Origin of the sequence: Enterobacter sp. 22466 (assembly GCF_052044775.1) — a bacterium.
GTDB classification, from domain to species: Bacteria; Pseudomonadota; Gammaproteobacteria; order Enterobacterales; family Enterobacteriaceae; genus Enterobacter; species Enterobacter dissolvens.
Genome location: NZ_JBQENX010000002.1, coordinates 323,732 through 349,007 on the forward strand (window position 1 = coordinate 323,732; position 25,276 = coordinate 349,007).

A 25,276-nucleotide genomic window follows, 5' to 3' on the forward strand; every position below is an offset into this window, starting at 1 on the left:
AGTTGTTGCACACATGGACTGGTGGTGGTTGAATACCGCCCGGTCTAAAAGGAGAGTTTATCATGAGTCTGGAAATCAACCAGATTGCCTTGCACCAGCTTATCAAGCGTGATGAGCAAACCCTTGAAGTGGTGCTGCGCGATTCGTTACTGGAACCCACGGCGACCGTTGTGGAAATGATGGCGGAGTTGCACCGCGTCTACAGTGCAAAAAATAAAGCCTATGGTCTGTTCAGCGACGAGAGTGAACTGGCGGATAGCCTGCGCCTTCAGCGTCAGGGCGAAGAAGATTTCCTGGCGTTTAGCCGCGCCGCAACCGGGCGTCTGCGCGACGAGCTGGCGAAATACCCGTTTGCCGACGGCGGGATCGTTCTGTTCTGCCACTATCGCTACCTGGCGGTCGAGTATCTGCTGGTCACCGTGCTGAACAATTTAAGCAGTATGCGCGTGAACGAGCAGCTGGATATCAGCTCCACCCATTATCTGGATATCAACCATGCGGATATCGTTGCGCGTATTGATTTGACCGAGTGGGAAACCAATCCGGAGTCGACCCGCTACCTGACTTTCCTGAAAGGGCGTGTGGGTCGTAAAGTGGCCGATTTCTTTATGGACTTCCTCGGCGCCAGCGAAGGTCTCAACGCCAAAGCGCAGAACAAAGGGCTGCTGCAGGCGGTGGATGACTTCACGGCGGAAGCCCAGCTCGATAAATCTGAGCGCCAGAACGTGCGTCAGCAGGTTTACAGCTACTGCAACGAACAGCTGCAGGCGGGGGAAGAGATTGAGCTGGAGTCGCTGTCAAAAGAGCTGGCCGGCGTCAGTGAAGTCAGTTTCCAGGAATTTACTGCTGAGAAAGGGTATGAGCTGGAAGAGAGCTTCCCGGCGGATCGCAGTACGCTGCGCCAGTTAACCAAATTTGCCGGAAGCGGCGGCGGGTTAACCATCAACTTTGATGCCATGCTGCTGGGGGAACGTATCTTCTGGGATCCGGCCACCGATACGCTGACCATCAAAGGTACGCCACCCAACCTGCGCGATCAGCTGCAGCGTCGCACCACTGGCGGTAAATAACCGCCATAAAAAAACCCCGCCGAAGCGGGGCTTTTTTTTCGACGTGTTTGCGATTACGCGCGAACGAAGTCGATGTGAGTCAGTTTTGGCTTGAACGCGTGACGCTGAACAGCCTGAACTTTCACTTTTTCTTCTTTACCGCCAACAACGATGGTCAGAACTTCGCTGTAGAATTCAGCTTTGGTCTGCAGGTTCCACACTTTGTCGTGATCCAGTTCGATAGAAACTGGAGCAGCTTCGCCACCGTAAACGATAGCCGGGAACTTGTTAGCGGTACGCAGGCGGCGGCTCGCACCCTTACCCTGCACGTTACGTACTTCTGCTTCGATAGTGAACATTGATTTCTCTCTGTATTTAAAACCCTACTACAGGCGACCCAGCAGCAGGTGAGTGTTCTGCTTTGCGGATGCAAAAGCGGGCGGCATTATAGCCCCCAATCCACCTCAGGGCAATGAATTAATCCCCACTAAAAAAACCGCTTAGCGCGTCGGCGACCGCCTGAGGTTGCTCTTCTGGCTGAAAATGGCCGCAACGGGGAATAACGCACCCGTCAACGTGCGCGGCAAACGCCCTCAGCGGCGAGGCCATATCAGGAATCGAACCCTGATCGGCACTGAGTGCCAGAACGGGCACGGAGAGTTTACCCCGTTCGCTAAGCGCCCGGTTTTGCGCAGCGGAGAGGGCGGCAGCGCGATAGTAAGCCAGCCCTGCGCGTAAGCCACCTTCGCGCGTAAAAATGCGCAGATACTCGTCAAGATCCGCCTCACTGAAGGTGAGGGGATTTGCCGCTTTGCGACGCAGAAACCATTCCAGATAGCCACGCTCTTTGCCGCTAATAAGGAATTCAGGCAGATCGGCAACCACGTGAAAGGCAAAATGCCAGGTGCGCCAGGCGCGATCCGCGGTGACAGGCAGGGCGTCGGGTAAGGTGATACCCGGTATGCCGGCATCCAGTAACGCCAGCTTTATCACCTCATCGCTGTACATCGCCGCATAAGGCCAGGCAACCCAGGCTCCCACGTCGTGACCGGCCAGATAGTAGCGATGCACGCCAAGCTGGGTCAGCAGTTCATGAACATGGCTGGCGAGGGTTTGGGTGTCATACCCCTCTGACGGACAATCGGTATCACCCTGTCCGGGTAAGTCCGGGGCGATGACATGGTAACGCTCGGCCAGCAACGGGATAACATGGCGCCAGGCGTACCAGCTCTCGGGGAAACCTGCCAGCAGGACAACCGTCTGCGCGTGCTGTTCCCCGGCGGTGACGTAATGCGTGCGGATGCCATTGATGAGCATGAAATGGTGCTGCGGGGCGATGGGCGTGGTCATAGCAATCTCCGGAATAATAGGAAATGATCGTTTCCTAATTGATGAAAAAAACTCAGCCGAGCAGGCTGAGTGCCGCGCTAACAGCGCTGTTTATCTCGTCCTCAGACAGGCCTTGTTTGCCGATCACGCGGTAACCCTGTAGCAGGGCGAAAAGATTACGCGCCGTTTGTTCAGCTGGCAGCGCGCGGGAAAGGCTACCGTCCCGCTGGCCTTCCTGAACCAGTTCGAACAACAGCTGCTCGGTACGCTGCATGGCGGCTTTGATGTACCGGGCAGTCGCCTCATCAAAAACCGCCAGCTCAATCGCGCTGGCGACCACCAGACAGCCGCGTATGCCCTCAGGACCGTGGCTGCTCTCGGCGTAGAAGCGTAACACCGCCGCGATTTTATCTCGTCCGCAGCGTGCCGCCTCTGTACGCTGGCGCAGGGCGGCGCTGCGCGTCCGGGTGTAACGGTCGAACGCCGCGAGAAACAGGCCATTTTTGCTGCCAAAGGCTTTATACAGGCTTCCCGCCGTAAGGCCTGTCGCGTCACTCAGCTCTTTGATTGAGGTAGCATGATAGCCACGCTCGCGGAAAACGAGCAGGGCGCTGTCGATGGCGGCGTCGGTATCAAATTCACGCGGGCGACCGGGAAGACGTGACATGAGGAAGTCCTGTTGTAATGCGATAATGCATAATAGGAAACAATCGTTTCCTATTCAAGGCCTGCCTGTCATTACCGCAGTTCGTTGGCCCGTCGAAAACGACCTTCATAGTCAAACACCTTTTCACGGACCTGCCAGTACTGGCCTTTCTTACGGGCGACCACAAAATCAGGATGGCGCAGCAGCACCTGCTGGTGAACGATGTCTGCGACGGTTATCCAGCGCAGCGGTACGCCCGGCGTGCGGGTATGCGGGCGGATAAAGAGTTGTTCGAAGGCCGTGCGCTGTGCCGGAGTGTGCACCCTGAAGCGCTCGCTGACGTCGGCGCCGTCCTCATCGTAATAGGTGATTTTCAGCCATTCGCCTTTTTCATCCGCACCCGCTTGCAGCGCCATGCCAGAGCAGCGCAGCACCAGCGCATCTTTTAACTTCAGCGCGGCCTTCAGCATGTCATCAGGGTCGACAAGAACCGTGTCACATTCGCGACAGCGGCGGGCGGCAATATCATTTTCGGCGTTGCACTGGGGGCAGTTTTTAAAGCGGAACCGGAAATCGCACTGCTCGCGATGCCCTTCATCATCTTCAAACCAGCCCTGACAGCGGCGGCCAAAGTGTTCGATCAGCGTGCCGTCAGCCGTTGTTTTGCCCCAAAAGGTGTTGGCAAAACCACAGGCAGGGCAAAAGACCTGCACCGGCACGTTGTCACTTTTGTCTTTCGGCGTACCCACTTCAGGCGAGTAGAGATCGTGCGGGTTACCGGCGTAATCGAGGATCAGACAGTCGGTTTTACCGGGGGCCAGACGCAGACCACGGCCGACGATTTGCTGATACAGGCTGACCGATTCGGTCGGACGCAGAATGGCAATCAGATCGACGTGGGGGGCATCAAACCCGGTGGTGAGCACCGAGACGTTTACCAGATAGCGAAACTGCTGCGCTTTAAACGCCTCAATCAGTCTGTCACGCTCCGGGCCAGGGGTCTCGCCGGTGATCAGCGCCGCGTCGTCAGCGGGCAGTAAGCCGGTGATTTCGCGCGCATGCTCTACGGTGGCGGCAAAGATCATCACCCCTTTGCGCGTTTCAGCGAACTCTTCAATCTGGCTGATAATATGCGGCGTGATGCGTTTCTGCTTTTTCAGCTCCTGATTCAGATCCGCTTCACTAAATAAGCCGTTGCTCTGCGCCTGTAAGCGGCTGAAATCGTATTGGACGACCGGCATATCGAGCCGTTCAGGCGGTGTCAGGTAGCCATGTTTAATCATATAGCGCAGCGGAAGTTCATAGATACAGTCGCTGAACAGCGCCTTCTCATCCCCTCGCACCATGCCGTGATAATGAAAGCGATAGATCCAGCCTTTACCCAGGCGAAACGGGGTCGCCGTCAGGCCCAGCAGGCGTAAGTGAGGGTTCACCTCTTTCAGGTGAGTGAGGATTTGCTGATACTGGCTATCGTCGTCATCGCTGATGCGATGGCACTCGTCAACAATCAGCAGCGAAAATTCGCTGCGAAACAGGTCAAGGTTGCGGGCCACAGACTGCACGCTGCCAAACACCACTTTGCCGTGGCTCTCTTTGCGCTTCAGCCCGGCGGCGAAGATATCGGCCTCCAGACCGAGCGCGCAATACTTGGCATGGTTTTGCGCAACCAGTTCTTTGACGTGCGCCAGCACCAGCACGCGGCCGCGCGCCAGGCGGGCAAGTTCGGCGATCACCAGGCTTTTGCCTGCGCCAGTCGGGAGCACAATGGCTGCTGGCTCACGGTGTTTGCGGAACCAGGCCAGGGTGGCGTCAACGGCTTCCTGCTGATAAGGACGAAGTGTAAAAGTCATGGGGTCTCTGTATCGTTATGCCGCATATAGTATGCCACGAAACTTTTTCCCTTGAGTGGCGCAACCAGACCATTATACTGAACCGTTCCTGACTGCTTCTTTTTCGGACGCATTGTCCGACTTCCAGCACCATTAAGGCTAAAAAGATTTCATGCGACTTGATAAGTTTATCGCTCAGCAACTCGGCGTAAGCCGCGCTATTGCCGGGCGCGAGATCCGCGCCAGCCGCGTTACCGTGGATGGCGACATTGTGAGAGACAGCGCGTTCAAACTGCAACCTGACCACCAGGTGGAGTATGACGGCAATCCGCTGACCCAGCAGCACGGTCCGCGCTATTTCATGCTCAATAAGCCGGAAGGCTACGTCTGTTCTACGGACGATCCGGATCACCCGACGGTGCTATATTTCCTCGACGAACCGGTTGCCCACAAGCTGCATGCGGCTGGCCGCCTCGATATCGACACCACGGGACTGGTGCTGATGACCGATGACGGTCAGTGGTCCCACCGCATTACCTCTCCGCGTCATCACTGTGAAAAAACCTATCTGGTGACGCTGGAATCGCCGGTGGCAGATGACACGGCAGAACAATTTGCCAAAGGCGTTCAGCTGCATAATGAAAAAGACCTCACCAAACCGGCGGTGCTGGAAGTCATTACCCCGACCGAAGTCCGTCTGACCATCAGCGAAGGGCGTTACCATCAGGTGAAACGTATGTTCGCCGCGGTGGGTAACCACGTTGTGGGTCTGCATCGCGAACGCATTGGGGCAATTGAACTCGATCCCGACCTGGCGCCCGGCGAATATCGCCCGCTGACGGAAGAAGAGATCGCCAGCGTGGGGCTGCCCGCGCATTAATTTCAGGAGAACCCTGTGACCACCAGGCCACACTCGTCTTTCAAAATCGTGTTCATTCTTGGCCTGCTGGCCATGTTGATGCCGCTGTCGATTGATATGTATTTGCCTGCGCTGCCGGTGATTTCGGCGCAGTTTGGCGTACCGGCAGGCAGCGCGCAGATGACGCTCAGCACCTATATTCTCGGTTTTGCCCTCGGCCAGCTGTTTTATGGCCCGATGGCTGACAGCCTCGGGCGTAAGCCGGTTATTCTGGGCGGAACGCTGATCTTTGCAGCCGCAGCCGTGGCCTGCGCGCTGGCACAGAGTATCGATCAGCTGATCGTGATGCGTTTCTTCCACGGTCTTGCGGCGGCCGCGGCAAGCGTGGTGATTAACGCCCTGATGCGTGACATCTACCCGAAAGAAGAGTTCTCCCGCATGATGTCATTCGTCATGCTGGTCACCACCATTGCGCCGCTGGTGGCACCGATGGCCGGTGGTGCGGTGCTGGTATGGTTCAGCTGGCATGCCATTTTCTGGATCCTGGCGCTTGCCGCACTGCTGGCCTCGGCGATGATTTTCTTCTTTATTGATGAAACGCTGGCCGTCGAGCGCCGCCAGAAATTCCACATCCGTACCACGATGGGGAATTTTGCCTCGCTGTTTCGCCACAAACGGGTGCTGAGCTACATGCTGGCAAGCGGCTTCAGCTTTGCCGGGATGTTCTCCTTCCTGAGTGCCGGGCCGTTTGTCTATATTGAGCTGAACCACGTTTCACCGCAGCACTTTGGGTATTACTTTGCGCTGAACATTGTGTTCCTGTTCATCATGACCATCATTAACAGCCGCTTTGTTCGCCGGATTGGGGCATTGAACATGTTCCGTGCCGGGCTGTGGATCCAGTTTGTGATAGCTATCTGGCTGGTGGTCAGCGCGTTTCTCGGCGTGGGCTTCTGGGCGCTGGTGGTGGGGGTTGCTGTCTTTGTTGGCTGTGTCTCGATGATCTCCTCCAACGCGATGGCGGTCATCCTCGACGAGTTCCCACATATGGCAGGCACCGCGTCATCGCTGGCGGGGACATTCCGCTTCGGGATAGGTGCGGTAGTGGGGGCGCTACTTTCAATGGCGACCTTTAACACGGCCTGGCCAATGCTGTGGGCGATGGCGTTCTGCGCCACCAGCTCTATTCTCTTCTGTCTTTACGCCAGCCGGCCACGCAAAGCCCCGCATTAATCTGCACATCAGGCCCGATACGGGCCTTTTTGTTGACCCATATCAACCAAACCTGCGTTCGTTTACCCCTTGTTTGTTTCTTTTATGTAAAATCTATTTATGTAAAAAGTCACATCATTGTATTTAAAAAGGTTGAGTTAGATCGCAGAAACGGGTACATATAGCGCCGACGCGAGCCTGAATACCTATAAAAAAGCGCTGAATAGTGCAGGTTGGCGATGATGTGTTACTATAAATGTAAATAAATTGTGAAGTAAATTTGCTTCCGGGGATCGAACGTGAATACATTACAACTCTCCATAGTCCATCGCTTGCCCCAGAGCTATCGCTGGTCGGCGGGTTTTGCAGGTTCGAAAGTTGAACCGATTCCGCAAAACGTTGCAGGTTGCGAGAATTGTCTGGTCGCGCTCAAACTGCTTAGCCCGAGCGATGAAAACGCATGGCCGGTCATGGAGCGCTTAAGCCAGGCGCTGACGGATATCGAAGTGGACAGCTCCGTGCTGGAGTGTGAAGGCGAGCCGTGTCTGTTTGTAAAAAGTCAGGATGAATTTGCCGCGACCTGCCGCCTGAAAAACTTTGGCGTTGCCATAGCTGAGCCTTTCTCGGGCCAGTATCCCTTCTGAGCGCTAGTCTGCCGATAACAGCTGGCGCGTGTAGCTCTGCGTCGGTGCAGTAAATACGCGCTGGCACTCACCTTGCTCGACCACCTCTCCCTGCCGCAACACGATCACCTGATGACATAGCGCCCGCACCACCTGTAGATCGTGGCTGATAAAGATATAGGCCAGCCGGTGCTTTTCCTGTAACCCTTTTAACAGGGTCAGGATCTGTGCCTGCACGGTTCTGTCCAGCGAGGAGGTCGGTTCATCCAGGATAATCAGCTCCGGTTTAAGGATCAGTGCGCGGGCAATGGCGATGCGCTGGCGCTGTCCGCCAGAAAATTCAGCCGGGTAGCGATGCCGGGTTTCGGGATCTAACCCCACCTCCGCCATCACTCGCGTGACCTCGTTTTCACGTTGCAGAGCCGTCAGGGCAGGCTGATGGACGCGTAACCCTTCCTCAATGATCTGCAAAATACTCAGCCTTGGATTGAGCGAAGAATTGGGATCCTGAAACACCACCTGCATGCGGGGACGCACCGGCAGCATCTGCCGACGGTTCCAGCGGTGCAGCGGCATGCCGTCAAACAGGATTTCGCCCTGCGAGGCGATCAAACGCAGCAGTGCCAGGCCGGTGGTGCTTTTGCCCGAGCCCGACTCACCCACCAGGCCCAGCGACTCGCCCGGACGCAGTGAAAAACGGATATTTTTCAGCACGGCGTTCTGGTCGACCACGCGGCGCAGAATACCTTTGCGGATGGGAAAGGAGACAGACAGCCCCTCGACGTTGAGCAATGGCACGCTGTTCCCCTGAAGAGGCACCGGATCGCCAGAGGGTTCGCTGTCGAGCAGCCGCCGGGTATACGGGTGCTGAGGCGCATTCAGCAGTGAGGCGGCGGTGTTCTGCTCAACACAGCGTCCGTTTTGCATCACGGCGACGCTGTCGGCCAGCTTTTTCACAATGCTCAGGTTATGGGTGATAAACAGCAGACTCATGTTCAGCTCGCTACGTAGCTCCCGCAGCAGCTGCAGAATCTGTGCCTGCACCGTGACGTCCAGCGCGGTGGTGGGCTCATCGGCAATCAACAGTTCCGGGCGCGTCAGCAGCGCCATGGCAATCATCACCCGTTGGCGCTCACCGCCGGAAAGCTGATGCGGAAAATCGCTCAGCCGTTTTGCCGCGTTGCGGATGCCGGTTCTGTCGAGGCAGTCGAGGATTTCCCCGCGTGCGGCCTCTTTGCGCATGCCACGGTGAAGGGACAGCACTTCGTAAAGCTGTTTTTCCAGGGTATGCAGCGGGTTGAGTGAGACCATCGGCTCCTGAAAAATCATCGCAATTTTATTGCCGCGGACGCCCCGTAGGGTCTGTTCGTCGGCGTGCAGCAGCGAGCTGCCGTGAAACAGAATATCCCCTTGCGGGTAGCTCACCGGCGGAGAGGGGAGCAGGCGCAGAATGGAGAGTGCCGAGACGCTCTTGCCGGAGCCGGATTCCCCCACCAGCGCCAGCGTTTCGCCACGCTGGATCTGCAGCGACAGATCGCTGACCACGGTGCGCGTCTCACCCTGTTTCGAAAAGGCAATCGACAGATTATCGATACTGAGAAGGGGCTGCGTCATGTTACACCGCCTTGTTGGGATCGAAGGCGTCGCGCACGGCTTCGCCAATAAAAATCAGCAGCGAAAGCAGTACCGCCACGGAAAGAAAGGCTGTAATGCCCAGCCATGGCGCCTGCAGGTTGTTTTTGCCCTGCAGCAACAGCTCGCCGAGCGACGGGGAGCCGAGCGGTAGTCCGAAGCCCAGAAAATCGAGCGAGGTGAGGGTGGTGATGGAGCTGCACAAAATAAACGGCAGGAAGGTCAGTGTCGCTACCACGGCGTTCGGCAGCATATGGCGGAAGATGATCCCACGGTCGCTCACGCCCAGTGCCTGCGCGGCACGAATATAATCAAAATTACGGGTGCGCAGAAATTCTGCGCGCACGACGCCTACCAGCGCCATCCAGCCAAACAACACGGTGATCCCCAGCAGCCACCAGAAGTTTGGCTGCACCACGCTTGAAAGCAGGATGATCAGAAACAGCGTTGGCATACCTGACCACACCTCAATCACGCGCTGACCCCAGAGGTCAATTTTACCGCCATAGTAGCCCTGTACGGCTCCTGCCACCACGCCCATCACGCTGGAGAAGAGCGTCAGCATCAGCCCAAAGAGGATCGAGATTCGGGTACCGTAGAGGATACGCGCCAGCACGTCGCCACCGTTGGCATCCGTTCCCAGCCAGTTTTGCGTGGACGGGGGAGAAGGGAAGGGGGTCGTGGTGGCGAAATTGATACTGTTGGCGCCAAAACGAATCGGGGCCCACAGTGCCCAGCCGTGTTGATCAATCTGCTGGCGCAGCCACGGATCCTGATACTCCGCCGGTGTCGCAAACGGGCCGCCAAAGTCACTCTCACTGTAGTTGTTAAGCACCGGAACATACCAGCGGTCGTTAAAATGCACCAACAGGGGTTTATCGTTGGCAATCAGCTCTGAGCACAGGCTTAACACAAACAGGACGGCAAAGATCCACAGCGACCAGTAGCCACGACGGTTGTGGCGAAAACGGGCCCAGCGGGCCTGATTGACGGGGCTTAAACGCGGCATCATCGGCCCTCAAAATCGATTCGGGGATCGACCAGCGTATAGCTGATATCACTGACGATATTCAGCAGCAGGCCAATCAGAGTGAAAATGTAGAGTGTGCCAAACATCACCGGGTAATCACGCGACACGGTGGCTTCATAGCCCAACAGCCCCAGACCGTTAAGCGAGAACATCACCTCAATGAGCAGCGAGCCGGTAAAAAACATACTGATGAACGTGGCCGGAAATCCGGCAATCACCAGCAGCATGGCGTTGCGGAACACATGCTTCCACATGATCTGTTTTTCACCCACGCCCTTCGCGCGGGCGGTGACGACATACTGCTTGCGGATCTCATCAAGAAAAGCGTTTTTGGTCAGCATGGTCAGGGCGGCAAATCCGCCAATCACCGTTGCCAGCACCGGCAGCGTGATATGCCAGAGATAGTCGGTGATTTTCTGATACCACGGCAGGGTGCTGAAATCGGCGGATACTAGCCCCCGCAGCGGGAAGAGATCGAAATAGCTGCCGCCGGCAAAAAAGACAATCAGCAGCACAGCGAACAGAAACGCCGGAATGGCATAGCCGATGATAATGAACGTACTGCTCCAGATATCAAAGCGGCTGCCGTTGTAGACCGCTTTACGGATCCCAAGCGGTATAGAGACCAGGTAGATAATCAGCGTTCCCCACAGTCCCAGGGTGATCGACACCGGCAGGCTTTGTTTGATCAGGGTTAAGACCGAGGCACTGCGGAACAGACTATCGCCAAAATCAAACCGGACATAATCCCACAGCATTTTGAAATAGCGCTCGTGAATCGGTTTATCAAAGCCATAGCGATGGGTGATCTCGGCAATCACCTCCGGATCCAGCCCACGGCCGCCGCGATAATGGCTTTCGCTGATATTCCCCACGCCCGTTCTGGCGTGGCTTGCGCCCATTCCTTCTCCGCCACCGCCGGGCATCCCGCCGCTGGTGCCAAATTCAATGGCCGCAATCGCCTGATCGACCGGGCCGCCGGGCGCGATTTGCACAATAAAGAAGTTAATGGTGATGATGGCCCACAGGGTTGGGATGATCAGCAGGAGACGGCGGATTAGATACGCACCCATGATGATTCCTTATCGCCGCTCAGCAGGGAGTCTGGCGGCTTTGTTAACGTCATACCACCAGGTATCAAAGCCCAGCGAATAGATCGGGCGCACGGCAGGCAGCGAAAACTTGTCCCAGCGGGCAAGACGATCTTCACCCATATACCACATGGGCAGCATGTAGTAGTTCCAGGTGAGCACTCTGTCGAGGGCGCGTCCTGATGGCAGGAGCTTCTGTTTATCGCCCTGTGCCGCCACGATCTTTGCAATTAGCGCGTCAACGACCGGGCTTTTTACCCCCGGCGCATTGTACGAGGAGTCGATGTAACTGGACGCCCAGGAGATCTGCAGGTCGGAGCTGGGCCAGGGCTGCGCGGGCCACAGGCTCTGCATCATATCGTAATCCCGGCTGCGTTTGCGGTTGGTGAGCTGGGCAATATCCACCTGGCGTATGTTCATTATGATCCCCAGCCGGGCCAGGTTGTGCTTAAACGGCAAAACCCACTGATCGTTTGCCCCGGACGCGATCAGGAGCTCGAAGCTCAACGGTTTTCCCGTTTGAGCATTGACCCGTTTTTGATTTTTCAGGACCCAACCGGCCTCATCCAGCAATTTGCTTGCTTTCAGCAAATTGTCACGATCAAAGCCGTTGCCATCGGAGGTGGGGGGATCAAACACGGAGGTAAAAACTTCCGGCGGCAATTGTGCTTTGAAGGGGGCCAGCAGCGTCAACTCGTCGGCATTGGGGTAAGCGCGCGCCGCGTATTCGGTATTCTGAAAATAGCTGTTAGCGCGGCTGTAGGCACCATAGAACAGCGCCTTGTTCATCCACTCAAAGTCAAAGGCCAGGGTAATGGCCTGACGTACCCGGCGGTCGTTAAACACCGGACGCTGAATATTGAACGCCAGCCAGCGCGTGTCCTGGGCAGAGCTATTTTTGTGCTCGTCCTTGACGATGTAGCCGTTGGCGAAGTTTTTGCCAATATAGCGCGTGGCCCAGTTTTTGGCGCTGCTCTCCAGGCGTAAATCGAAAGCTCCGGCCTTAAAGGCCTCAAAAGCCACGTTATCGTCCAGGTAGTAATCATAGCGAAGGGTGTCGAAGTTCCAGCGCCCCCGGTTTACCGGCAGGCTGGCGGCCCAGTAGTCTTTTACACGGGAGTAGACCACATACTGCCCCATGCGCCAGTCGGTGATGCGGTACGGGCCTCCTGCCAGCGGCGGAGTGGAGAGCGGGTCGCTCAATTTATGGGATTTCCAGAACGATTCAGGCATCACGGGCAGGGAGAACAGGCTCAGCATATTCTCTTTATTTGGCTCGCTGAGTTCAATGCGCACCGTGAGCGGTGCGATGGCCCGGACCGACGCGCCTTTGTAGACAATGCGGAACTGGGGAACGCCTTCGGTCATGAATTTATGAAACGTAAAGGCGACATCGCTTGCCCTGACCGGCGTGCCGTCATGAAAACGTGCCCGCGGGTTAAGTGAAATTTCTGCCCAGGCGAAATTATCCGCATACCGCACGTTTTCGGCGATCAGCGGGTAGTAACTGCCGGGCTCATCATCAGAGGTGACAAACAGGGTATCGTAGAGAGATTCGGTGCGCGCCGCGGCCACACCGCGCAGGGCAAAGCGGTTAAAGTTATCGAACGTGCCCGTGGCGGAGAGCGTCACATTCCCGCCTTTCGGCGCGGCAGGGTTAACGTAATCGTAATGGGTGAAATTCACCGCGTATTTCGGTTCACCAATCACGGCAAACGCAACGTCTTCTTTGATGGTTTGCGCCTGGCTGGACAGGGGCGTCAGTGCCAACAGCAACAGTATGAAGCGCATAAACATCTCGCGGCGGCTCCCTCTTTAACAGACCGGCTCAGTTAAGCTGAATAATAAGTGACGTCACGGGCAATGTGAAATTATTCGCCAGCGGGCGACAGGTCAGGCCGCCACTCACGGAACTGCGCCAGCGGCATCGGACGGCTAATCCAGTATCCCTGCAGGAAGTTAACGCCATGTTCGCGCAACCAGGCTGCCTGTTCCGGTGTCTCCACGCCTTCCGCGACGGTGGACATATTGAGCCGTCTGGCCAGCATCAGCACGGCATCAAGCACCGGGGAGGTGACGGTTTCTGTCCCAATGGCGTTAACGAAACCCCGGTCAATTTTGATGTAGTCCATGGTGAAGTGCTCAAGATAGATCAGCGCGCTGTGGCCGGTACCGAAATCATCAATCGCTATCTCAAACCCTTCGTTGTGCAGCCATTCGAACAGGTTGTTGGCTTCACGATGATTGAGCATGTCGCGCTCGGTAATTTCCAGCACCAGTTGGAAGTGATCCGGCGGGAGTAAATCTTTAAACGTGCGCATATCATCTTTAAAACTGTCTGCATGCAGATGCCCCGGCGCGATGTTAATACCGAGTTTCGCACCAGGCGGTAACTGTGTCTGTAATACCGGCGCATCGTGAATGATAAGGTCAAACAGATGCAGCGTGAGCGGAACAATCAGCTGCTGGGCTTCAGCAAAATTGATAAAGGCATCAGGTGGGATCTCACCCATGGTAGGGTGCTTCCAGCGCATCAGGACCTCAACCCCCCGCATTTTAAGATCTTTTGCATCCACCACGGGCTGATAGACCACATAAAACTGGCCGCGCTTAATGGCGCTGAGGATCTCTTTGCCGGGATTAACGCGGATGGTGAGGATATAGAAATTAAGCGATCCTGCCGCAATACCGCACACCAGCCCGAAGAACAGGGCGAAGAGGATTTCGTCGCTCGTCCACTTTTCGGCGTACAGATTGACGGTCAACGGCACTGCTTTAAGCGTGGCGGTACGCTCGGGCACTTCATGTAAATCTTTCGCCCTGACCAGGGTGCTGGACATTGTAGACAGCGCCATGTCGCCGATGATGATGGCAATCCCTGCGAAGTCATCCTGACGCGCGGTATAAAGCAGATAGGGGGTCAGATTGAGATTAACTGACGTAAATACCCCGCCGTCTTTAACCAGAGGGTTTCGGTACCAGATGGCAATGGCGGGTTTATTCGGCAACATAGGGGTGCCCGGCAGTAACGCCATATCAATCTGCTTGTTGATGTGCAGCTCGGGTATAAGTTCTTCCATCGGGCTATTCATCGGCCCGGTGGCCGACGAGCAGAAGGCTATTTTGTCCCTGACCAGTAAGAACGCACGCACATTGAGACTGAAGGCCGCGCGCGACGTCAGCTCGGCATTCACGTCATGGCAGCTGTTTAGCGTGAGGGGCTGTAGGACATCGATAGAGGTTTTCAACTCATCGAAATAGCTCTCCATATAGAGACTCACATCGGTAATCAGGGTGTCGAACCGCACTTCCCGCTTGTGGTAACTCCAGAAAAATTGCAGGGATCCGAGAAGCAGGGCAATGACCAGACCCGTAATAACGCTGAGGAGAAGTATTTTGCGATTACTGGAAAAGTAGCGGGTGAACATAGACGTCGTGATTCCTGAATTGCCGCTGGATGTATTCAGTGTAACGGGCAAAAAAAAACACCGCCGAAGCAGTGTCTTTTTTTCATCATATCGCCAGCCAAGGGATAACCCACGATACAATCATCATATTAACTGCGGGTCAGTACGCGACGCGCTTCGTTGTAGCGCTTCTTCCAGTATGGCTCGTTCATGCTGGAAATGGTCACACCGCTGCTGGTGGAGGCATGCACAAACTGGTCATTACCAATATAGATGCCGACATGTCGACCCGTAGAACCGGCACGGAACAGGACTAAGTCACCGGTGCGCAGTTTTGTACGTGAAATCGACTTGCCCATCTCCTGCTGTTCATAGGTTGAACGCGGAAGATCTAACCCAAACTGCTCACGGAAAGTACGCTGTACAAAACCGGAACAATCGATACCTTTTTTGGTGCTGCCGCCCAGACGATAACGCACGCCTTTCCAGTCAGCATACTGGTCCATAATACGGGACTTCACGTCCAGATTACGCACCATATTTTCAAATTCATCCTGAGAGGCTTGCAGTGACGAGGAATCTTCCATTCCCACAACACGCGTCTCAGGATGCATATTCTTTGCGGTGTTCGATGTACTACATGCAGACAGCAGTACCGCGACTGCTATCGCCGGGATCCCCCGTAAGATGTATCTCAAAATCGGTTGAGATTTGACCATTTTGTTTATTTTCCCTTGAAGTCCTTAACGACAAATATCGTTATAAAAATGCCAAACGTGACGAGACTAATTATCTGTTCACAATGAGACAATTCTTTCTGGTCACATTTGTGGCGCAGCGCACAAATTTATTCACCAAGGAAATAATTATCTCTATGGGGCAAAACGAGTTCGAGATTAACCGATTGCCAGGGCTATTGCGAGTAAAAAAAGCCTTTTTTTTATAAGAAATTGTGATACAGAAAGTAAAAATCCGTCATTGCTTAAAATGCAGTCAGATCCGACGCTTAATCACGCAATTGCTTCATTTTTATCATGAAGCTGATGACAGGAATATGACAGGGTGAAACGATCGTGGGCGGGAGATCTATCAGGGATCGCGATGATCCCTGATAGCGAGCGTTAATTTAGGTTAGTTATTTGTTTAATACTTGTTGCGTTTTACCGGGGAGATAGCGATCAAACAACGCTATTATTCGGTCGCTCAGTGGCGTCATCAGACACCAGGGCAACGCAATCAGCGCAACGGAGAGCGAACCCACGGCAATATCGGTGAACCAGTGTGCGCCAATCATTACGCGAGGGAAGGCGAAAACCACAAAAATAATCAGGGCTATTGCGTACGCTTTTCTGCCGAAATAGCGCAACATGACTGCGCAAAAAATAAGCAACATCATGCCGTGATCGCCAGGGAAACTGGCCTTTGAGGCATCTTTCGTCGGAATATGCAGCAATTCGCTGACGCGATAAATATCGGTAAAGAAGAGCGTTGGGCTTGAGCGCTTGACCGGAATAATGGCCGTAGCCAACTGGTTAATGGCTACGGCAAGCAGCAGCATCATCAGACCAATAATCATAATGCGGCGACGCCCGGTTTTGTCCTCTTTCAGCCAGAAAGAGAGCATCAGACAGCCCATCGCCACCAGCGAACAGCCGTCAAACGCGCGGTTATTGGTAATCGCCACCAGCCACAGGAAGGCATCACTCTTCACCAGCGCCTGGTTAAAGAAATGGAAGATGGCAGAATCCAGCGGAAACCAGAAACCGTGATCCACCGGGATATACCAGGAGAAAAAGAGCGCCAGTCCGGCGACATTGAGCAGCAAAATCAGGGGAATTCGAGTTGTCATAACATTCAGCATACAGGGAAATCAGGGGCAACGTTAGCCGCCCGAACTTAAACGAAGCTTCAACAGGCTGGACTGCAGGGCATTCCAGTCGGCGTTAACCGCACTAATTAACTCTATTCGGCTATCCGGGGGCGCAACATTCTGCGTTTCAATAAAGAAATCTTCACCCTGACGGTTGATACGCACCAGGCCGTCGGGGGTGCGCATAATCCCCTTAACGCGATCGACCGGCGCCAGTCTTGCCCACTCCAGTACGCCTATGGTGTCGAAAACGGTATCCGCATCGAAGATCCACCCACAGGCCTGATAGCCCTGACCGCTGTTCAGATTACGCCGCCAGCGCTGGTGTTCAGGCAGACTCAACGCTGCCAGACCCTGCTTTGCGGGATGACTATGCGCATGCTCCGCACTGGCTGGCAGCTCGGTGAGGTTCAGACGAGGAAGGTCGAGCAGGGCGACATCCATCTTCCCCTGAGTGGTTTGCACCCGCTGACGGTTGCCCCCGAAATGTTGCCACCAGGCATCGAATGCCGCCTGGCTTTCAGCCGTAGCCCGATCTTCTTTATTTGCGACGATAATATCTGCGCAGGCGAGCTGATCGCGGAAGTTGTCGTTGGCCACCGCTTTTTCATCCAGCAGCTGTCGCGGGTCGAGCAGGCAAAGCGTGGCGCGTAAGTCTATCCACGGCTCGTAAACCGGTGCGGTGAGTAAATCAAGAATTTGCTTCGGGTGGCCAAGCCCCGTCGGTTCAATCAGCAGGCGGTCGGGTTTACCCTGACGCAGCAGCGTGTTCAGCCCCACCTGCATGGGCAGGCCATTCACACAGCACATGCATCCGCCCGGGATCTCTTTGATCATGGCGCCGCTGTCAGACAGTAACGCGCCGTCAATACCGACTTCACCGAATTCATTGACCAGCACGGCCCATTTTTCTGCCGGATCTTTATTGGCCAGCAGGTGGAGAATCGAGGTGGTTTTCCCGCTACCGAGAAAACCGGTAATAAGGTTGGTCCTGGTCACGTGCGCTCCGGTAGATAATTGTGATGATGTAACAATTATCTCTCATCCTGACGAAAAAAGGGCGCAATGAGAAGAGGAAGGGCAAACGGAGCGCATGTCCGTTCGCCTTAAGCGCAATAAACGTTAAAGATTTAACGTTTCGATAACAGCCTGGCGCGCCCCGAAGCGGGCAATACGTTGGTATGCCTGGCGCACCGCCTCGACAAAAACGGGGTTTTGCGCGAGGTCATGACCAAAAACTTCACTCAGCGTCAGCAGAGCGGTAACGCGGTTTGCGTCATTGCTGGCTTCAACCTTCGCACGAATTTTGTCGCTGAGCGGATCGCGGACATCAATCGTATTGCCTTGTTCATCTGTACTGCTGACGTAGCGGATCCAGCCCGCCACGCCCAGCGCCAGCAATGGCCATGCACTTTTGCGCTCCAGATGAATACGGATCCCATCCAGCATGCGCTGAGGCAGCTTCTGGCTCCCGTCCATCGCGATTTGCCAGGTGCGATGCTGCAGTGCCGGGTTAGCAAAACGATCGAGCAGGCTGTCGGCGTAAGCTGTCAGGTCAACGCCGGTGATACGCAGCGTGGGGGCCTGTTCATCCAGCATTAAGCGTCGCGCGGCCTGACGAAACGCCTCATCCTCCATACATTCATTAATATGCGCATACCCGGCGAGATAGCCCAGATACGCCAGGAAAGAGTGGCTGCCGTTGAGCATGCGTAGCTTCATCTGTTCCCACGGAAGAACGTCCTGCACCATCTGCACGCCTGCCACTTCCCACTCCGGGCGTCCGGCGACAAAGTTATCTTCCACGACCCACTGAATAAAGGGCTCGCAGCTGATGGCGCACGGATCGTCAACACCCAGTTCCTGCGCGATTTCCGCCAGTGAGGCGTCGGTGGCGGCGGGCACAATCCTGTCGACCATCGTTCCCGGAAAACTAACATGGTCATCAATCCACCCGGCCAGTTCAGGAGCGCGTTTCTGAGCCATTCCGAGAACGGCATTTTTCACCACATGGCCGTTATCAGGGATGTTATCGCAGGAAAGCACCGTAAAGGCGGGTAAGCCGCGTTCACGGCGGCGATGGAGCGCTTCGACAATGATCCCCGGGGCGGAATGCGGCTCGGTGGGATTTTCCAGGTCGTGAACGATGCGGGCGTTTTGCAAATCCAGTTTCCCGGTGGCGGGGTCGATGCAGTAGCCTTTCTCAGTGATGGTGAGCGAAACGATAGCCACCTGCGGCTCGCAAAATTTCTCAATGATGGCGGCCAGCGAATCCAGTTTTGCGTTCAGGCATTCATGCACGGCCCCAATGATAATGGGTTGGTTGCCCTCCGCGCCTTTCTCCAGCACGGTGAAGAGATGATCCTGGACCCGGAGCTGGCGCATCAACACATCGCCGCTGAAGAGGCTGATCTCACAGATGCCCCAGTCGCCTCCTTTGGCATTCAGCACGCGATCGGTCAACAACGCCTGATGCGCGCGGTGAAAGGCACCAAAGCCGAAATGGACGATGCGCGAGCGCAGATGCGTGCGATCGTAGCGCGGTTGCTGAACATGGGCAGGAAGTGAGGTGGAGGCAATTGTCTTCATGAAATACACACCTGATTAACCATTAATTAACAATGCCAGTGTAAAGTTATATGACAACAAAAAGAATTGGTAAGCCGTAATTATCGCGGTTATGTGAGTTTGATCAATCAATGTGTGGCGCTGTATTGACCCTTCTCGTTAAACATGTATGGTAGTCGTCATCGCAGTAACATATATTGGTATAACAACTTGAGAGGGTGGGGCAATGGAACAAACCTGGCGTTGGTACGGGCCGAACGATCCGGTTTCTCTTGATGATGTGCGTCAGGCTGGCGCAACGGGTGTCGTCACGGCGCTGCATCATATTCCTAATGGTCAGGTGTGGCCGATAGAGGAAATTCAAAAGCGTCAGGCACTGCTGGCGGAAAAGGGATTAACCTGGTCTGTTGTAGAAAGTATTCCCGTTCACGAAGATATCAAAACTCATTCCGGCGAGTATCAGACCTGGATTGCCAACTATCAGCAGAGCATCCGCAACCTGGCGGCCTGTGGTATTGATACCGTTTGCTACAACTTCATGCCGATTCTGGACTGGACGCGCACTGACCTTGAGTATCAGATGCCTGACGGTTCAAAAGCGCTGCGTTTTGATCAGATCGCCTTTGCGGCATTTGAGTTGCACATTCTGAAGCGCCCTGGCGCGGAAGCCGATTACACGCCGGAAGAGCAGCAGCAGGCGCGCGCATGGTTTAGCGCAGCAAGTGAAGCTGACATTGAAAAGCTGACCCGCAATATCATCGCCGGCCTGCCGGGCGCTGAAGAGGGCTACACGCTGGATCAGTTCCGCGCTCGTCTGGCAGAGTACGGTGATATCGATAAAAATCAGCTGCGCGAAAACATGGCCTACTTCCTGCGCGCGATTGTACCGGTGGCGGAAGAGGCGGGCGTTCGTCTGGCCGTGCACCCGGACGATCCTCCGCGCCCGATCCTCGGTCTGCCGCGTATCGTTTCTACCCTCGAAGATATGCAGTGGCTGAAAGAGACGGTCGATAGCATTTATAACGGCTTTACCATGTGCACGGGCTCGTACGGCGTGCGTGCGGATAACGACCTGGTACAGATGATCGAAACCTTCGGCGATCGCATTCACTTCACGCATCTGCGTGCAACCTGCCGCGAAGAGAACCCGAAAACCTTCCACGAAGCGGCACACCTGGGCGGTGATGTGAATATGGTGGCGGTGGTGGATGCCATTCTGGCAGAAGAGTCACGGCGTAAGCAGGCGGGTGATTTACGTCCTATCCCGTTCCGTCCGGATCATGGGCATCAGATGCTGGACGATCTGCGCAAGAAAACCAACCCGGGCTATTCGGCAATTGGCCGTCTGAAAGGGATGGCAGAAGTGCGCGGCGTAGAGCTGGCGCTGAAGATGACGAAGTATCCTGAGCTTCTGTAAGTTCTGTTGCCCGGTGGCGCTACGCTTACCGCGCCTACAAAATCAAAAAAACCGGCTCTCAGGCCGGTTTTTTCGTAGGCCGGATAAGGCGAAGCCGCCACCCGGCAGATACACCACTTAGTCAGCACGACCCATATAGCGTTTTTCTTCGATATGAATGCGGATTTTCTCGCCGGCGGACAGGTACTCAGGCACCTGTACCACCAGACCGGTGGTCAGAGTCGCTGGTTTGTTACGTGCACTGGCTGACGCGCCTTTAATGCCCGGTGCCGTTTCAACGATTTCCAGATCAACCGTCTGCGGCAGTTCCAGCGCCAGCAGCACGCCGTCCCAGGTCAGAACCTGCATGTCCGGCATACCGCCTTCAGGAATGAAGAGCAGCTCTTCTTCAATCTGATCTTTGGTGAAGATGTACGGGGTGTAATCTTCTTTATCCATGAATACATACTCGTTGCCGTCGATATAGGAGAAATCGACATAGCGACGGGTCAGAGTGACGGTATCAACGATATCATCACCTTTGAAACGTTCTTCCACTTTAAGGCCGGTACGCACATCGGCGAAACGCATTTTGTACAGCGTTGCTGCACCACGGGCGCTCGGGGCCTGAATATCGATATCTTTCACAATCAGCAGTTTGCCGTTGTAATTCAGTACCATACCTTTCTTAATTTCGTTCGCTCTTGGCATTGCAGTAATCCTGTCTACGGGAGGTAAAAAATATCGCGCCAAATTACTCGTGCGCGGCCTTTCAGGCAAGCGGAATTCGTGGCTTTTGCTATCAATACGCAAAAGGTGTTACTGTGCACGCGATACCCGACTGCGCGGGTATTCGTCACCGATAGAGAGCATTTATGGATTGTCGTCCCGATTGCGGCGCGTGCTGTACCGCACCGTCCATTTCAAGCCCCATTCCAGGAATGCCGGAGGGCAAGCCTGCCAATACCCGCTGCGTTCAGCTCTCTGAAACCAACCTGTGCAAGATCTTTGGTTCGCCTCTGCGCCCGAAGGTGTGCTCCGGGCTGCAGCCCTCCGCTGAGATGTGCGGCAGCACGCGCGCGCAGGCGATGACGTACCTGCTTGATCTGGAAGCGCTCACCGCACCTTAAACGTCTTTAATTCTTGTCAGGCAGCCTATCGTCAGGGTGCACATCACCAGCGCAATCCAGAACACCGTGTGATAGTTCCAGATCTCGGCCACCACACCGGCCATTGAGCCTGCGATAATCCAGCCCACGCGGGTGGTATTAGTATAAAGGGTGGTGGCGGAGCCTGCCTGGCCCGGCATCAGATCCTGGAAGTAGAGCATGCCAATCCCGGCGAGTATGCCGATATAGATGGCGTTCAGCAGCTGTAAAGCCAGCAACAGCCCCGGCGTATGTACCGTCAGCATGCCGATATAAAACAGGAGCCCGGCGACGGCGGCGATACGCATCAGAAAACGTTTCCCGAAACGCTTCGCGTAATAGCCAGCAATCAGCATGGTGGGAATTTCAAGCCCGGCCGCGGTACCCATCATGATGCCAGCGAGCTTCTCGGGCAGATGCAGTTCGTCAATAATAAACAGCGGCATATTAATGATATACAGGCTGTTGGTGCCCCACATCAGCGTACAGATAATAAAGAGGAGCACGGCGTCACGACGGTTACGCCGCGGTGCCTCCAGCACACCCGTCGCCACTTTTGGCTCTTTACGCATCGACGGCAGAAAGAACCACACCATGGTGCCACACACCACAAAGGCGACAGCCGCACTCAGGTACATCACCGTAAAACCAAACCCCATCGCCAGGGCGTAAGCCAGCGGCGGGCCTATCACCCACGCCAGCGACACTTGCGCACGCAGAATGGAGCTGAACATCACCGCTTCGCGCCCGGTATGGTCGGCATGCTCACGGGCAAGGGCGAACATCTGCGGATTCGCCGTTGAACCGAAACTGCTCAGAAACACCCCGATAAACAGCAGAACAAAATAGTTGCGGTTCCAGGCAAACAGGACGCAGGCGAACACCCCCAGCAGACAGCAAAAAACGATCAGACTTTTACGATCGCCTTTTTTATCCGAGCGCCCCGCCAGAAACTGGCTCACCAGGATGCCGATAATGGCGCTTCCGGTAAAGAAGAAGCCCACCATCGCCGGGCGCGCATGGACTTCATTGGTCAGGAACAGGCTCAGCGTAGGGGTCTGCAGCGCACCGGCGATGCCGGTCAGGAAGGCAACAATCAAAAATGCCGTTGAGGTGAAATCAAAGGGCTTCGGCGAGACGGCGGCGGGCGTGTTATGCATGTTTCACAATCGGTGAGTTTTAAGGAGACGCGGAGTGTACGTCGCGAGTCAGAAAATAAACAGAGGGTGCGGTCAATTTCGCCACGAATAATCAAAATGGCATTTCAGATTTGCATGCCGCTGACCTTAGCTGAAACTGATTTGCTGACCGTCAGCAAAATTCAGCTCAACGAGGAAGAAATGTGCTGCATCTCTAAATTCTGCAATCAGAAATGTAACTTTCCTTGCAACGTCTTGCAGAAAGCGCAAGACTTTTTGAAACGTTTCAGCGCTATCTTGTTTTAACAAACGGAGCAGGCTAGCGCATTTTTTCTCATTTAAGCTGAAACGATTCAATTTCAGCAGGAGAGGAGAACCATGTTCCAGTTATCTGTACAGGATATCCACCCGGGCGCTCAGGCCGGGAACAAAGAAGAGGCTATTCGCCAGGTCGCCGCTGCCCTTGTGCAGGCCGGAAACGTGGCTGAAGGCTACGTTAATGGCATGCTGGCGCGTGAGCAGCAGACCTCGACCTTCCTTGGCAATGGCATCGCCATTCCGCACGGCACCACTGACACCCGCGACCAGGTGCTGAAAACCGGCGTTAAGGTTTATCAGTTCCCGCAGGGCGTAGTGTGGGGTGACGGGCAGGTGGCATACGTGGCTATCGGCATCGCGGCCAGCAGCGACGAGCACTTAGGTTTGCTGCGTCAGCTGACGCACGTGCTGAGCGATGACTCTGTGGCCGAACAGCTTAAATCTGCCACCACCGCTGAAGAGCTGCGCGCTCTGCTGATGGGCGAGAAACAGAGCGAAGCGCTGAAACTGGATAACGACACGCTGACGCTGGATGTTGCCGCGACGGACCTGGTGACGCTGCAGGCCCTGAACGCAGGACGCCTGAAAGAAGCCGGGGCGGCAGACGCTACCTTTGTCACCCGCGTCATTAACGATAAGCCTCTTAATCTGGGCCAGGGAATCTGGCTGAACGACAGTGCTGAAGGCAACCTGCGGAGCGCCATTGCGGTGAGCCGTGCCGCAAACGCCTTTGACGTCGACGGTGAAAGCGCTGCGCTGCTGGTGACCGTCGCCATGACCGATGACCAGCCGGTTTCCGTGCTGAAGCGTCTGGGCGATCTGCTGCTGAACAACAAAGCTGAAAAACTGCTGAACGCTGATGCCGCCACCGTGCTGGCACTGCTGACCAGTGATGATGCGCTGACGGATGATGTGCTGAGCGCAGAGTTCGTTGTGCGTAACGAGCACGGCCTGCATGCCCGTCCGGGTACCATGCTGGTGAATACCATTAAACAATTCGAAAGTGAGATCACCGTGGCTAACCTTGATGGCACGGGCAAAGCGGCCAATGGTCGTAGTCTGATGAAAGTTGTCGCGCTGGGCGTGAAGAAAGGTCACCGTCTGCGTTTCACCGCGCAGGGTGCGGATGCTGAACAAGCGCTGAAAGCGATTGGCGATGCCATCGCGGCGGGTCTGGGGGAGGGTGCATAATGAGCAGACGTGTTGCGACTATTACGCTGAACCCGGCTTATGACCTGGTAGGGTTTTGCCCGGAGATTGAGCGCGGCGAAGTAAACCTTGTGCGTACCACTGGCCTGCATGCTGCGGGCAAAGGGATTAACGTCGCGAAAGTGCTCAAGGATCTCGGTATCGATGTCACCGTGGGGGGATTCCTCGGTAAAGATAACCAGGATGGTTTCCAGCAGCTGTTCAGCGAGCTGGGTATTGCTAACCGTTTCCAGGTTGTTCAGGGCCGTACCCGTATCAACGTCAAACTGACGGAGAAAGACGGGGAAGTGACCGATCTGAACTTCTCTGGCTTTGAAGTGACGCCGTCTGACTGGGAGCGTTTTGTTAACGATTCCCTGACCTGGCTGGGCCAGTTTGACATGGTGTGCGTCAGCGGCAGTCTGCCCTCCGGCGTAAGCTCGGAAGCCTTCACCGACTGGATGACGCGTCTGCGCAGCCAGTGCCCGTGCATCATTTTTGACAGCAGCCGTGATGCGCTGGTTGCCGGTCTGAAAGCGTCGCCGTGGCTGGTTAAGCCTAATCGTCGTGAACTGGAGATCTGGGCTGGCCGGAAGCTGCCAGAATTAAAAGATGTGATTGACGCTGCCCATGCGCTGCGCGAGCAGGGTATCGCTCACGTGGTGATTTCGCTTGGTGCAGAAGGGGCGTTGTGGGTTAACGCGTCTGGCGAATGGATCGCCAAACCGCCGTCGGTTGACGTTGTCAGCACCGTTGGCGCCGGGGATTCGATGGTTGGCGGTCTGATCTACGGCCTGCTGATGCGCGAATCCAGTGAACATACTTTACGTCTTGCCACCGCCGTTGCTGCCCTGGCCGTGAGTCAGAGCAATGTCGGCATTACCGATCGTACCCAGTTAGCCGCGATGATGGCGCGCGTTGACTTAAAACCTTTTAACTAAC

At 55.4% G+C, this 25,276-nt stretch carries 23 protein-coding genes; 8 read left to right on the plus strand and 15 right to left on the minus strand.

What is annotated here, in order from left to right; all coding sequences use genetic code 11:
- The first annotated feature begins 62 nt into the window (after window positions 1-62).
- Entirely contained in the window at window positions 63-1,070 is a 1,008-nt protein-coding gene (gene yejK / locus ACTJJI_RS08180; RefSeq protein ID WP_014832722.1) for a nucleoid-associated protein YejK, read from the plus strand.
- A 53-nt stretch (window positions 1,071-1,123) separates the two neighbouring features.
- Here yejK and rplY read toward each other — a convergent pair whose 3' ends face one another.
- The 4 genes from rplY to ACTJJI_RS08200 form a co-directional block, all read right to left on the minus strand.
- A complete protein-coding gene (gene rplY, locus ACTJJI_RS08185) occupies window positions 1,124-1,408 on the minus strand; it encodes a 50S ribosomal protein L25 (RefSeq protein ID WP_014832721.1) in 285 nt (94 codons plus the stop codon).
- A gap of 118 nt (window positions 1,409-1,526) precedes the next feature.
- Entirely contained in the window at window positions 1,527-2,399 is an 873-nt protein-coding gene (locus tag ACTJJI_RS08190; RefSeq protein ID WP_440653593.1) for an alpha/beta fold hydrolase, read from the minus strand.
- A gap of 52 nt (window positions 2,400-2,451) precedes the next feature.
- Complete coding sequence (locus ACTJJI_RS08195) at window positions 2,452-3,045, minus strand: TetR/AcrR family transcriptional regulator (RefSeq protein ID WP_440653594.1); 594 nt, start codon at window positions 3,043-3,045, stop codon at window positions 2,452-2,454.
- 71 nt (window positions 3,046-3,116) lie between these two features.
- Window positions 3,117-4,874, minus strand: coding sequence for a DEAD/DEAH box helicase (locus ACTJJI_RS08200; protein WP_440653595.1), 1,758 nt, complete (start codon window positions 4,872-4,874; stop codon window positions 3,117-3,119).
- Window positions 4,875-5,025: 151 nt separating this feature from the next.
- Here ACTJJI_RS08200 and rsuA point away from each other — a divergent pair, with 151 nt between their 5' ends.
- From rsuA to ACTJJI_RS08215, 3 genes are all read left to right on the plus strand, one after another.
- Window positions 5,026-5,733, plus strand: coding sequence for a 16S rRNA pseudouridine(516) synthase RsuA (rsuA, locus tag ACTJJI_RS08205; protein ID WP_014832717.1), 708 nt, complete (start codon window positions 5,026-5,028; stop codon window positions 5,731-5,733).
- 15 nt (window positions 5,734-5,748) lie between these two features.
- A complete protein-coding gene (locus tag ACTJJI_RS08210; RefSeq protein ID WP_046888303.1) occupies window positions 5,749-6,945 on the plus strand; it encodes a Bcr/CflA family multidrug efflux MFS transporter in 1,197 nt (398 codons plus the stop codon).
- Between the two features lie 278 nt (window positions 6,946-7,223).
- Window positions 7,224-7,568, plus strand: a complete 345-nt coding sequence (locus ACTJJI_RS08215; RefSeq protein ID WP_014832715.1) for a YejG family protein — start codon at window positions 7,224-7,226, stop codon at window positions 7,566-7,568.
- A gap of 3 nt (window positions 7,569-7,571) precedes the next feature.
- On the opposite strand, the gene yejF is transcribed toward ACTJJI_RS08215, so the two are convergent.
- From yejF to ACTJJI_RS08260, 9 genes are all read right to left on the minus strand, one after another.
- Entirely contained in the window at window positions 7,572-9,161 is a 1,590-nt protein-coding gene (gene yejF, locus ACTJJI_RS08220; RefSeq protein WP_440653596.1) for a microcin C ABC transporter ATP-binding protein YejF, read from the minus strand.
- Window position 9,162: 1 nt separating this feature from the next.
- A complete protein-coding gene (locus ACTJJI_RS08225; RefSeq protein ID WP_014832713.1) occupies window positions 9,163-10,188 on the minus strand; it encodes an ABC transporter permease in 1,026 nt (341 codons plus the stop codon).
- Window positions 10,188-11,282, minus strand: a complete 1,095-nt coding sequence (locus ACTJJI_RS08230) for a microcin C ABC transporter permease YejB (RefSeq protein WP_014832712.1) — start codon at window positions 11,280-11,282, stop codon at window positions 10,188-10,190. The genes ACTJJI_RS08225 and ACTJJI_RS08230 overlap by 1 nt, the downstream gene beginning before the upstream one ends.
- A gap of 9 nt (window positions 11,283-11,291) precedes the next feature.
- Window positions 11,292-13,097 (minus strand): extracellular solute-binding protein, encoded by a 1,806-nt coding sequence (locus tag ACTJJI_RS08235; protein WP_125364590.1) that lies wholly within the window; start codon window positions 13,095-13,097, stop codon window positions 11,292-11,294.
- Between the two features lie 74 nt (window positions 13,098-13,171).
- On the minus strand, window positions 13,172-14,728 hold the full coding sequence (locus tag ACTJJI_RS08240; protein ID WP_046888306.1) for a cyclic di-GMP phosphodiesterase: 1,557 nt from the start codon (window positions 14,726-14,728) through the stop codon (window positions 13,172-13,174).
- Between the two features lie 128 nt (window positions 14,729-14,856).
- Complete coding sequence (gene mepS, locus ACTJJI_RS08245) at window positions 14,857-15,426, minus strand: bifunctional murein DD-endopeptidase/murein LD-carboxypeptidase (protein ID WP_014170930.1); 570 nt, start codon at window positions 15,424-15,426, stop codon at window positions 14,857-14,859.
- Between the two features lie 416 nt (window positions 15,427-15,842).
- Window positions 15,843-16,556, minus strand: coding sequence for a phosphatase PAP2 family protein (locus tag ACTJJI_RS08250; RefSeq protein WP_440653597.1), 714 nt, complete (start codon window positions 16,554-16,556; stop codon window positions 15,843-15,845).
- A gap of 33 nt (window positions 16,557-16,589) precedes the next feature.
- On the minus strand, window positions 16,590-17,576 hold the full coding sequence (locus tag ACTJJI_RS08255) for a CobW family GTP-binding protein (RefSeq protein WP_014832708.1): 987 nt from the start codon (window positions 17,574-17,576) through the stop codon (window positions 16,590-16,592).
- 123 nt (window positions 17,577-17,699) lie between these two features.
- Window positions 17,700-19,166, minus strand: coding sequence for a mannitol dehydrogenase family protein (locus tag ACTJJI_RS08260; protein WP_440653598.1), 1,467 nt, complete (start codon window positions 19,164-19,166; stop codon window positions 17,700-17,702).
- Between the two features lie 205 nt (window positions 19,167-19,371).
- Here ACTJJI_RS08260 and uxuA point away from each other — a divergent pair, with 205 nt between their 5' ends.
- On the plus strand, window positions 19,372-20,562 hold the full coding sequence (gene uxuA / locus ACTJJI_RS08265) for a mannonate dehydratase (protein WP_014832706.1): 1,191 nt from the start codon (window positions 19,372-19,374) through the stop codon (window positions 20,560-20,562).
- Window positions 20,563-20,679: 117 nt separating this feature from the next.
- Here uxuA and yeiP read toward each other — a convergent pair whose 3' ends face one another.
- Window positions 20,680-21,252: an elongation factor P-like protein YeiP gene (gene yeiP / locus ACTJJI_RS08270; protein WP_008500940.1), complete on the minus strand. Its 573-nt coding sequence runs from the start codon at window positions 21,250-21,252 to the stop codon at window positions 20,680-20,682.
- A gap of 164 nt (window positions 21,253-21,416) precedes the next feature.
- Here yeiP and ACTJJI_RS08275 point away from each other — a divergent pair, with 164 nt between their 5' ends.
- A complete protein-coding gene (locus ACTJJI_RS08275; RefSeq protein WP_014832705.1) occupies window positions 21,417-21,671 on the plus strand; it encodes a YkgJ family cysteine cluster protein in 255 nt (84 codons plus the stop codon).
- Here the strand turns inward: ACTJJI_RS08275 and setB are convergent.
- Complete coding sequence (setB, locus tag ACTJJI_RS08280; protein WP_440653599.1) at window positions 21,668-22,849, minus strand: sugar efflux transporter SetB; 1,182 nt, start codon at window positions 22,847-22,849, stop codon at window positions 21,668-21,670. The two genes, ACTJJI_RS08275 and setB, sit on opposite strands and share 4 nt — an antisense overlap.
- A 357-nt stretch (window positions 22,850-23,206) precedes the next feature.
- On the opposite strand from setB, the gene fruB reads away from it, so the two are divergent.
- Entirely contained in the window at window positions 23,207-24,337 is a 1,131-nt protein-coding gene (fruB, locus tag ACTJJI_RS08285; protein ID WP_063412499.1) for a fused PTS fructose transporter subunit IIA/HPr protein, read from the plus strand.
- Window positions 24,337-25,275 (plus strand): 1-phosphofructokinase, encoded by a 939-nt coding sequence (gene fruK / locus ACTJJI_RS08290; protein ID WP_440653600.1) that lies wholly within the window; start codon window positions 24,337-24,339, stop codon window positions 25,273-25,275. The genes fruB and fruK overlap by 1 nt, the downstream gene beginning before the upstream one ends.
- Window position 25,276 lies beyond the last annotated feature (1 nt).

Excerpts from the sequence above, each read along its gene's own strand:
- fruB (WP_063412499.1), top strand. The coding sequence starts at position 23,207 with ATGTTCCAGTTATCTGTACAGGATATCCACCCGGGCGCTCAGGCCGGG.
- ACTJJI_RS08240 (WP_046888306.1), bottom strand. The coding sequence starts at position 14,728 with ATGTTCACCCGCTACTTTTCCAGTAATCGCAAAATACTTCTCCTCAGC.
- mepS (WP_014170930.1), bottom strand. The coding sequence starts at position 15,426 with ATGGTCAAATCTCAACCGATTTTGAGATACATCTTACGGGGGATCCCG.
- yejF (WP_440653596.1), bottom strand. The coding sequence starts at position 9,161 with ATGACGCAGCCCCTTCTCAGTATCGATAATCTGTCGATTGCCTTTTCG.
- rsuA (WP_014832717.1), top strand. The coding sequence starts at position 5,026 with ATGCGACTTGATAAGTTTATCGCTCAGCAACTCGGCGTAAGCCGCGCT.
- ACTJJI_RS08230 (WP_014832712.1), bottom strand. The coding sequence starts at position 11,282 with ATGGGTGCGTATCTAATCCGCCGTCTCCTGCTGATCATCCCAACCCTG.
- ACTJJI_RS08250 (WP_440653597.1), bottom strand. The coding sequence starts at position 16,556 with ATGACAACTCGAATTCCCCTGATTTTGCTGCTCAATGTCGCCGGACTG.
- ACTJJI_RS08200 (WP_440653595.1), bottom strand. The coding sequence starts at position 4,874 with ATGACTTTTACACTTCGTCCTTATCAGCAGGAAGCCGTTGACGCCACC.
- setB (WP_440653599.1), bottom strand. The coding sequence starts at position 22,849 with ATGCATAACACGCCCGCCGCCGTCTCGCCGAAGCCCTTTGATTTCACC.
- yejK (WP_014832722.1), top strand. The coding sequence starts at position 63 with ATGAGTCTGGAAATCAACCAGATTGCCTTGCACCAGCTTATCAAGCGT.
- ACTJJI_RS08235 (WP_125364590.1), bottom strand. The coding sequence starts at position 13,097 with ATGTTTATGCGCTTCATACTGTTGCTGTTGGCACTGACGCCCCTGTCC.
- ACTJJI_RS08195 (WP_440653594.1), bottom strand. The coding sequence starts at position 3,045 with ATGTCACGTCTTCCCGGTCGCCCGCGTGAATTTGATACCGACGCCGCC.
- rplY (WP_014832721.1), bottom strand. The coding sequence starts at position 1,408 with ATGTTCACTATCGAAGCAGAAGTACGTAACGTGCAGGGTAAGGGTGCG.
- ACTJJI_RS08225 (WP_014832713.1), bottom strand. The coding sequence starts at position 10,188 with ATGCCGCGTTTAAGCCCCGTCAATCAGGCCCGCTGGGCCCGTTTTCGC.
- ACTJJI_RS08275 (WP_014832705.1), top strand. The coding sequence starts at position 21,417 with ATGGATTGTCGTCCCGATTGCGGCGCGTGCTGTACCGCACCGTCCATT.
- uxuA (WP_014832706.1), top strand. The coding sequence starts at position 19,372 with ATGGAACAAACCTGGCGTTGGTACGGGCCGAACGATCCGGTTTCTCTT.
- ACTJJI_RS08190 (WP_440653593.1), bottom strand. The coding sequence starts at position 2,399 with ATGACCACGCCCATCGCCCCGCAGCACCATTTCATGCTCATCAATGGC.
- fruK (WP_440653600.1), top strand. The coding sequence starts at position 24,337 with ATGAGCAGACGTGTTGCGACTATTACGCTGAACCCGGCTTATGACCTG.
- ACTJJI_RS08260 (WP_440653598.1), bottom strand. The coding sequence starts at position 19,166 with ATGAAGACAATTGCCTCCACCTCACTTCCTGCCCATGTTCAGCAACCG.
- yeiP (WP_008500940.1), bottom strand. The coding sequence starts at position 21,252 with ATGCCAAGAGCGAACGAAATTAAGAAAGGTATGGTACTGAATTACAAC.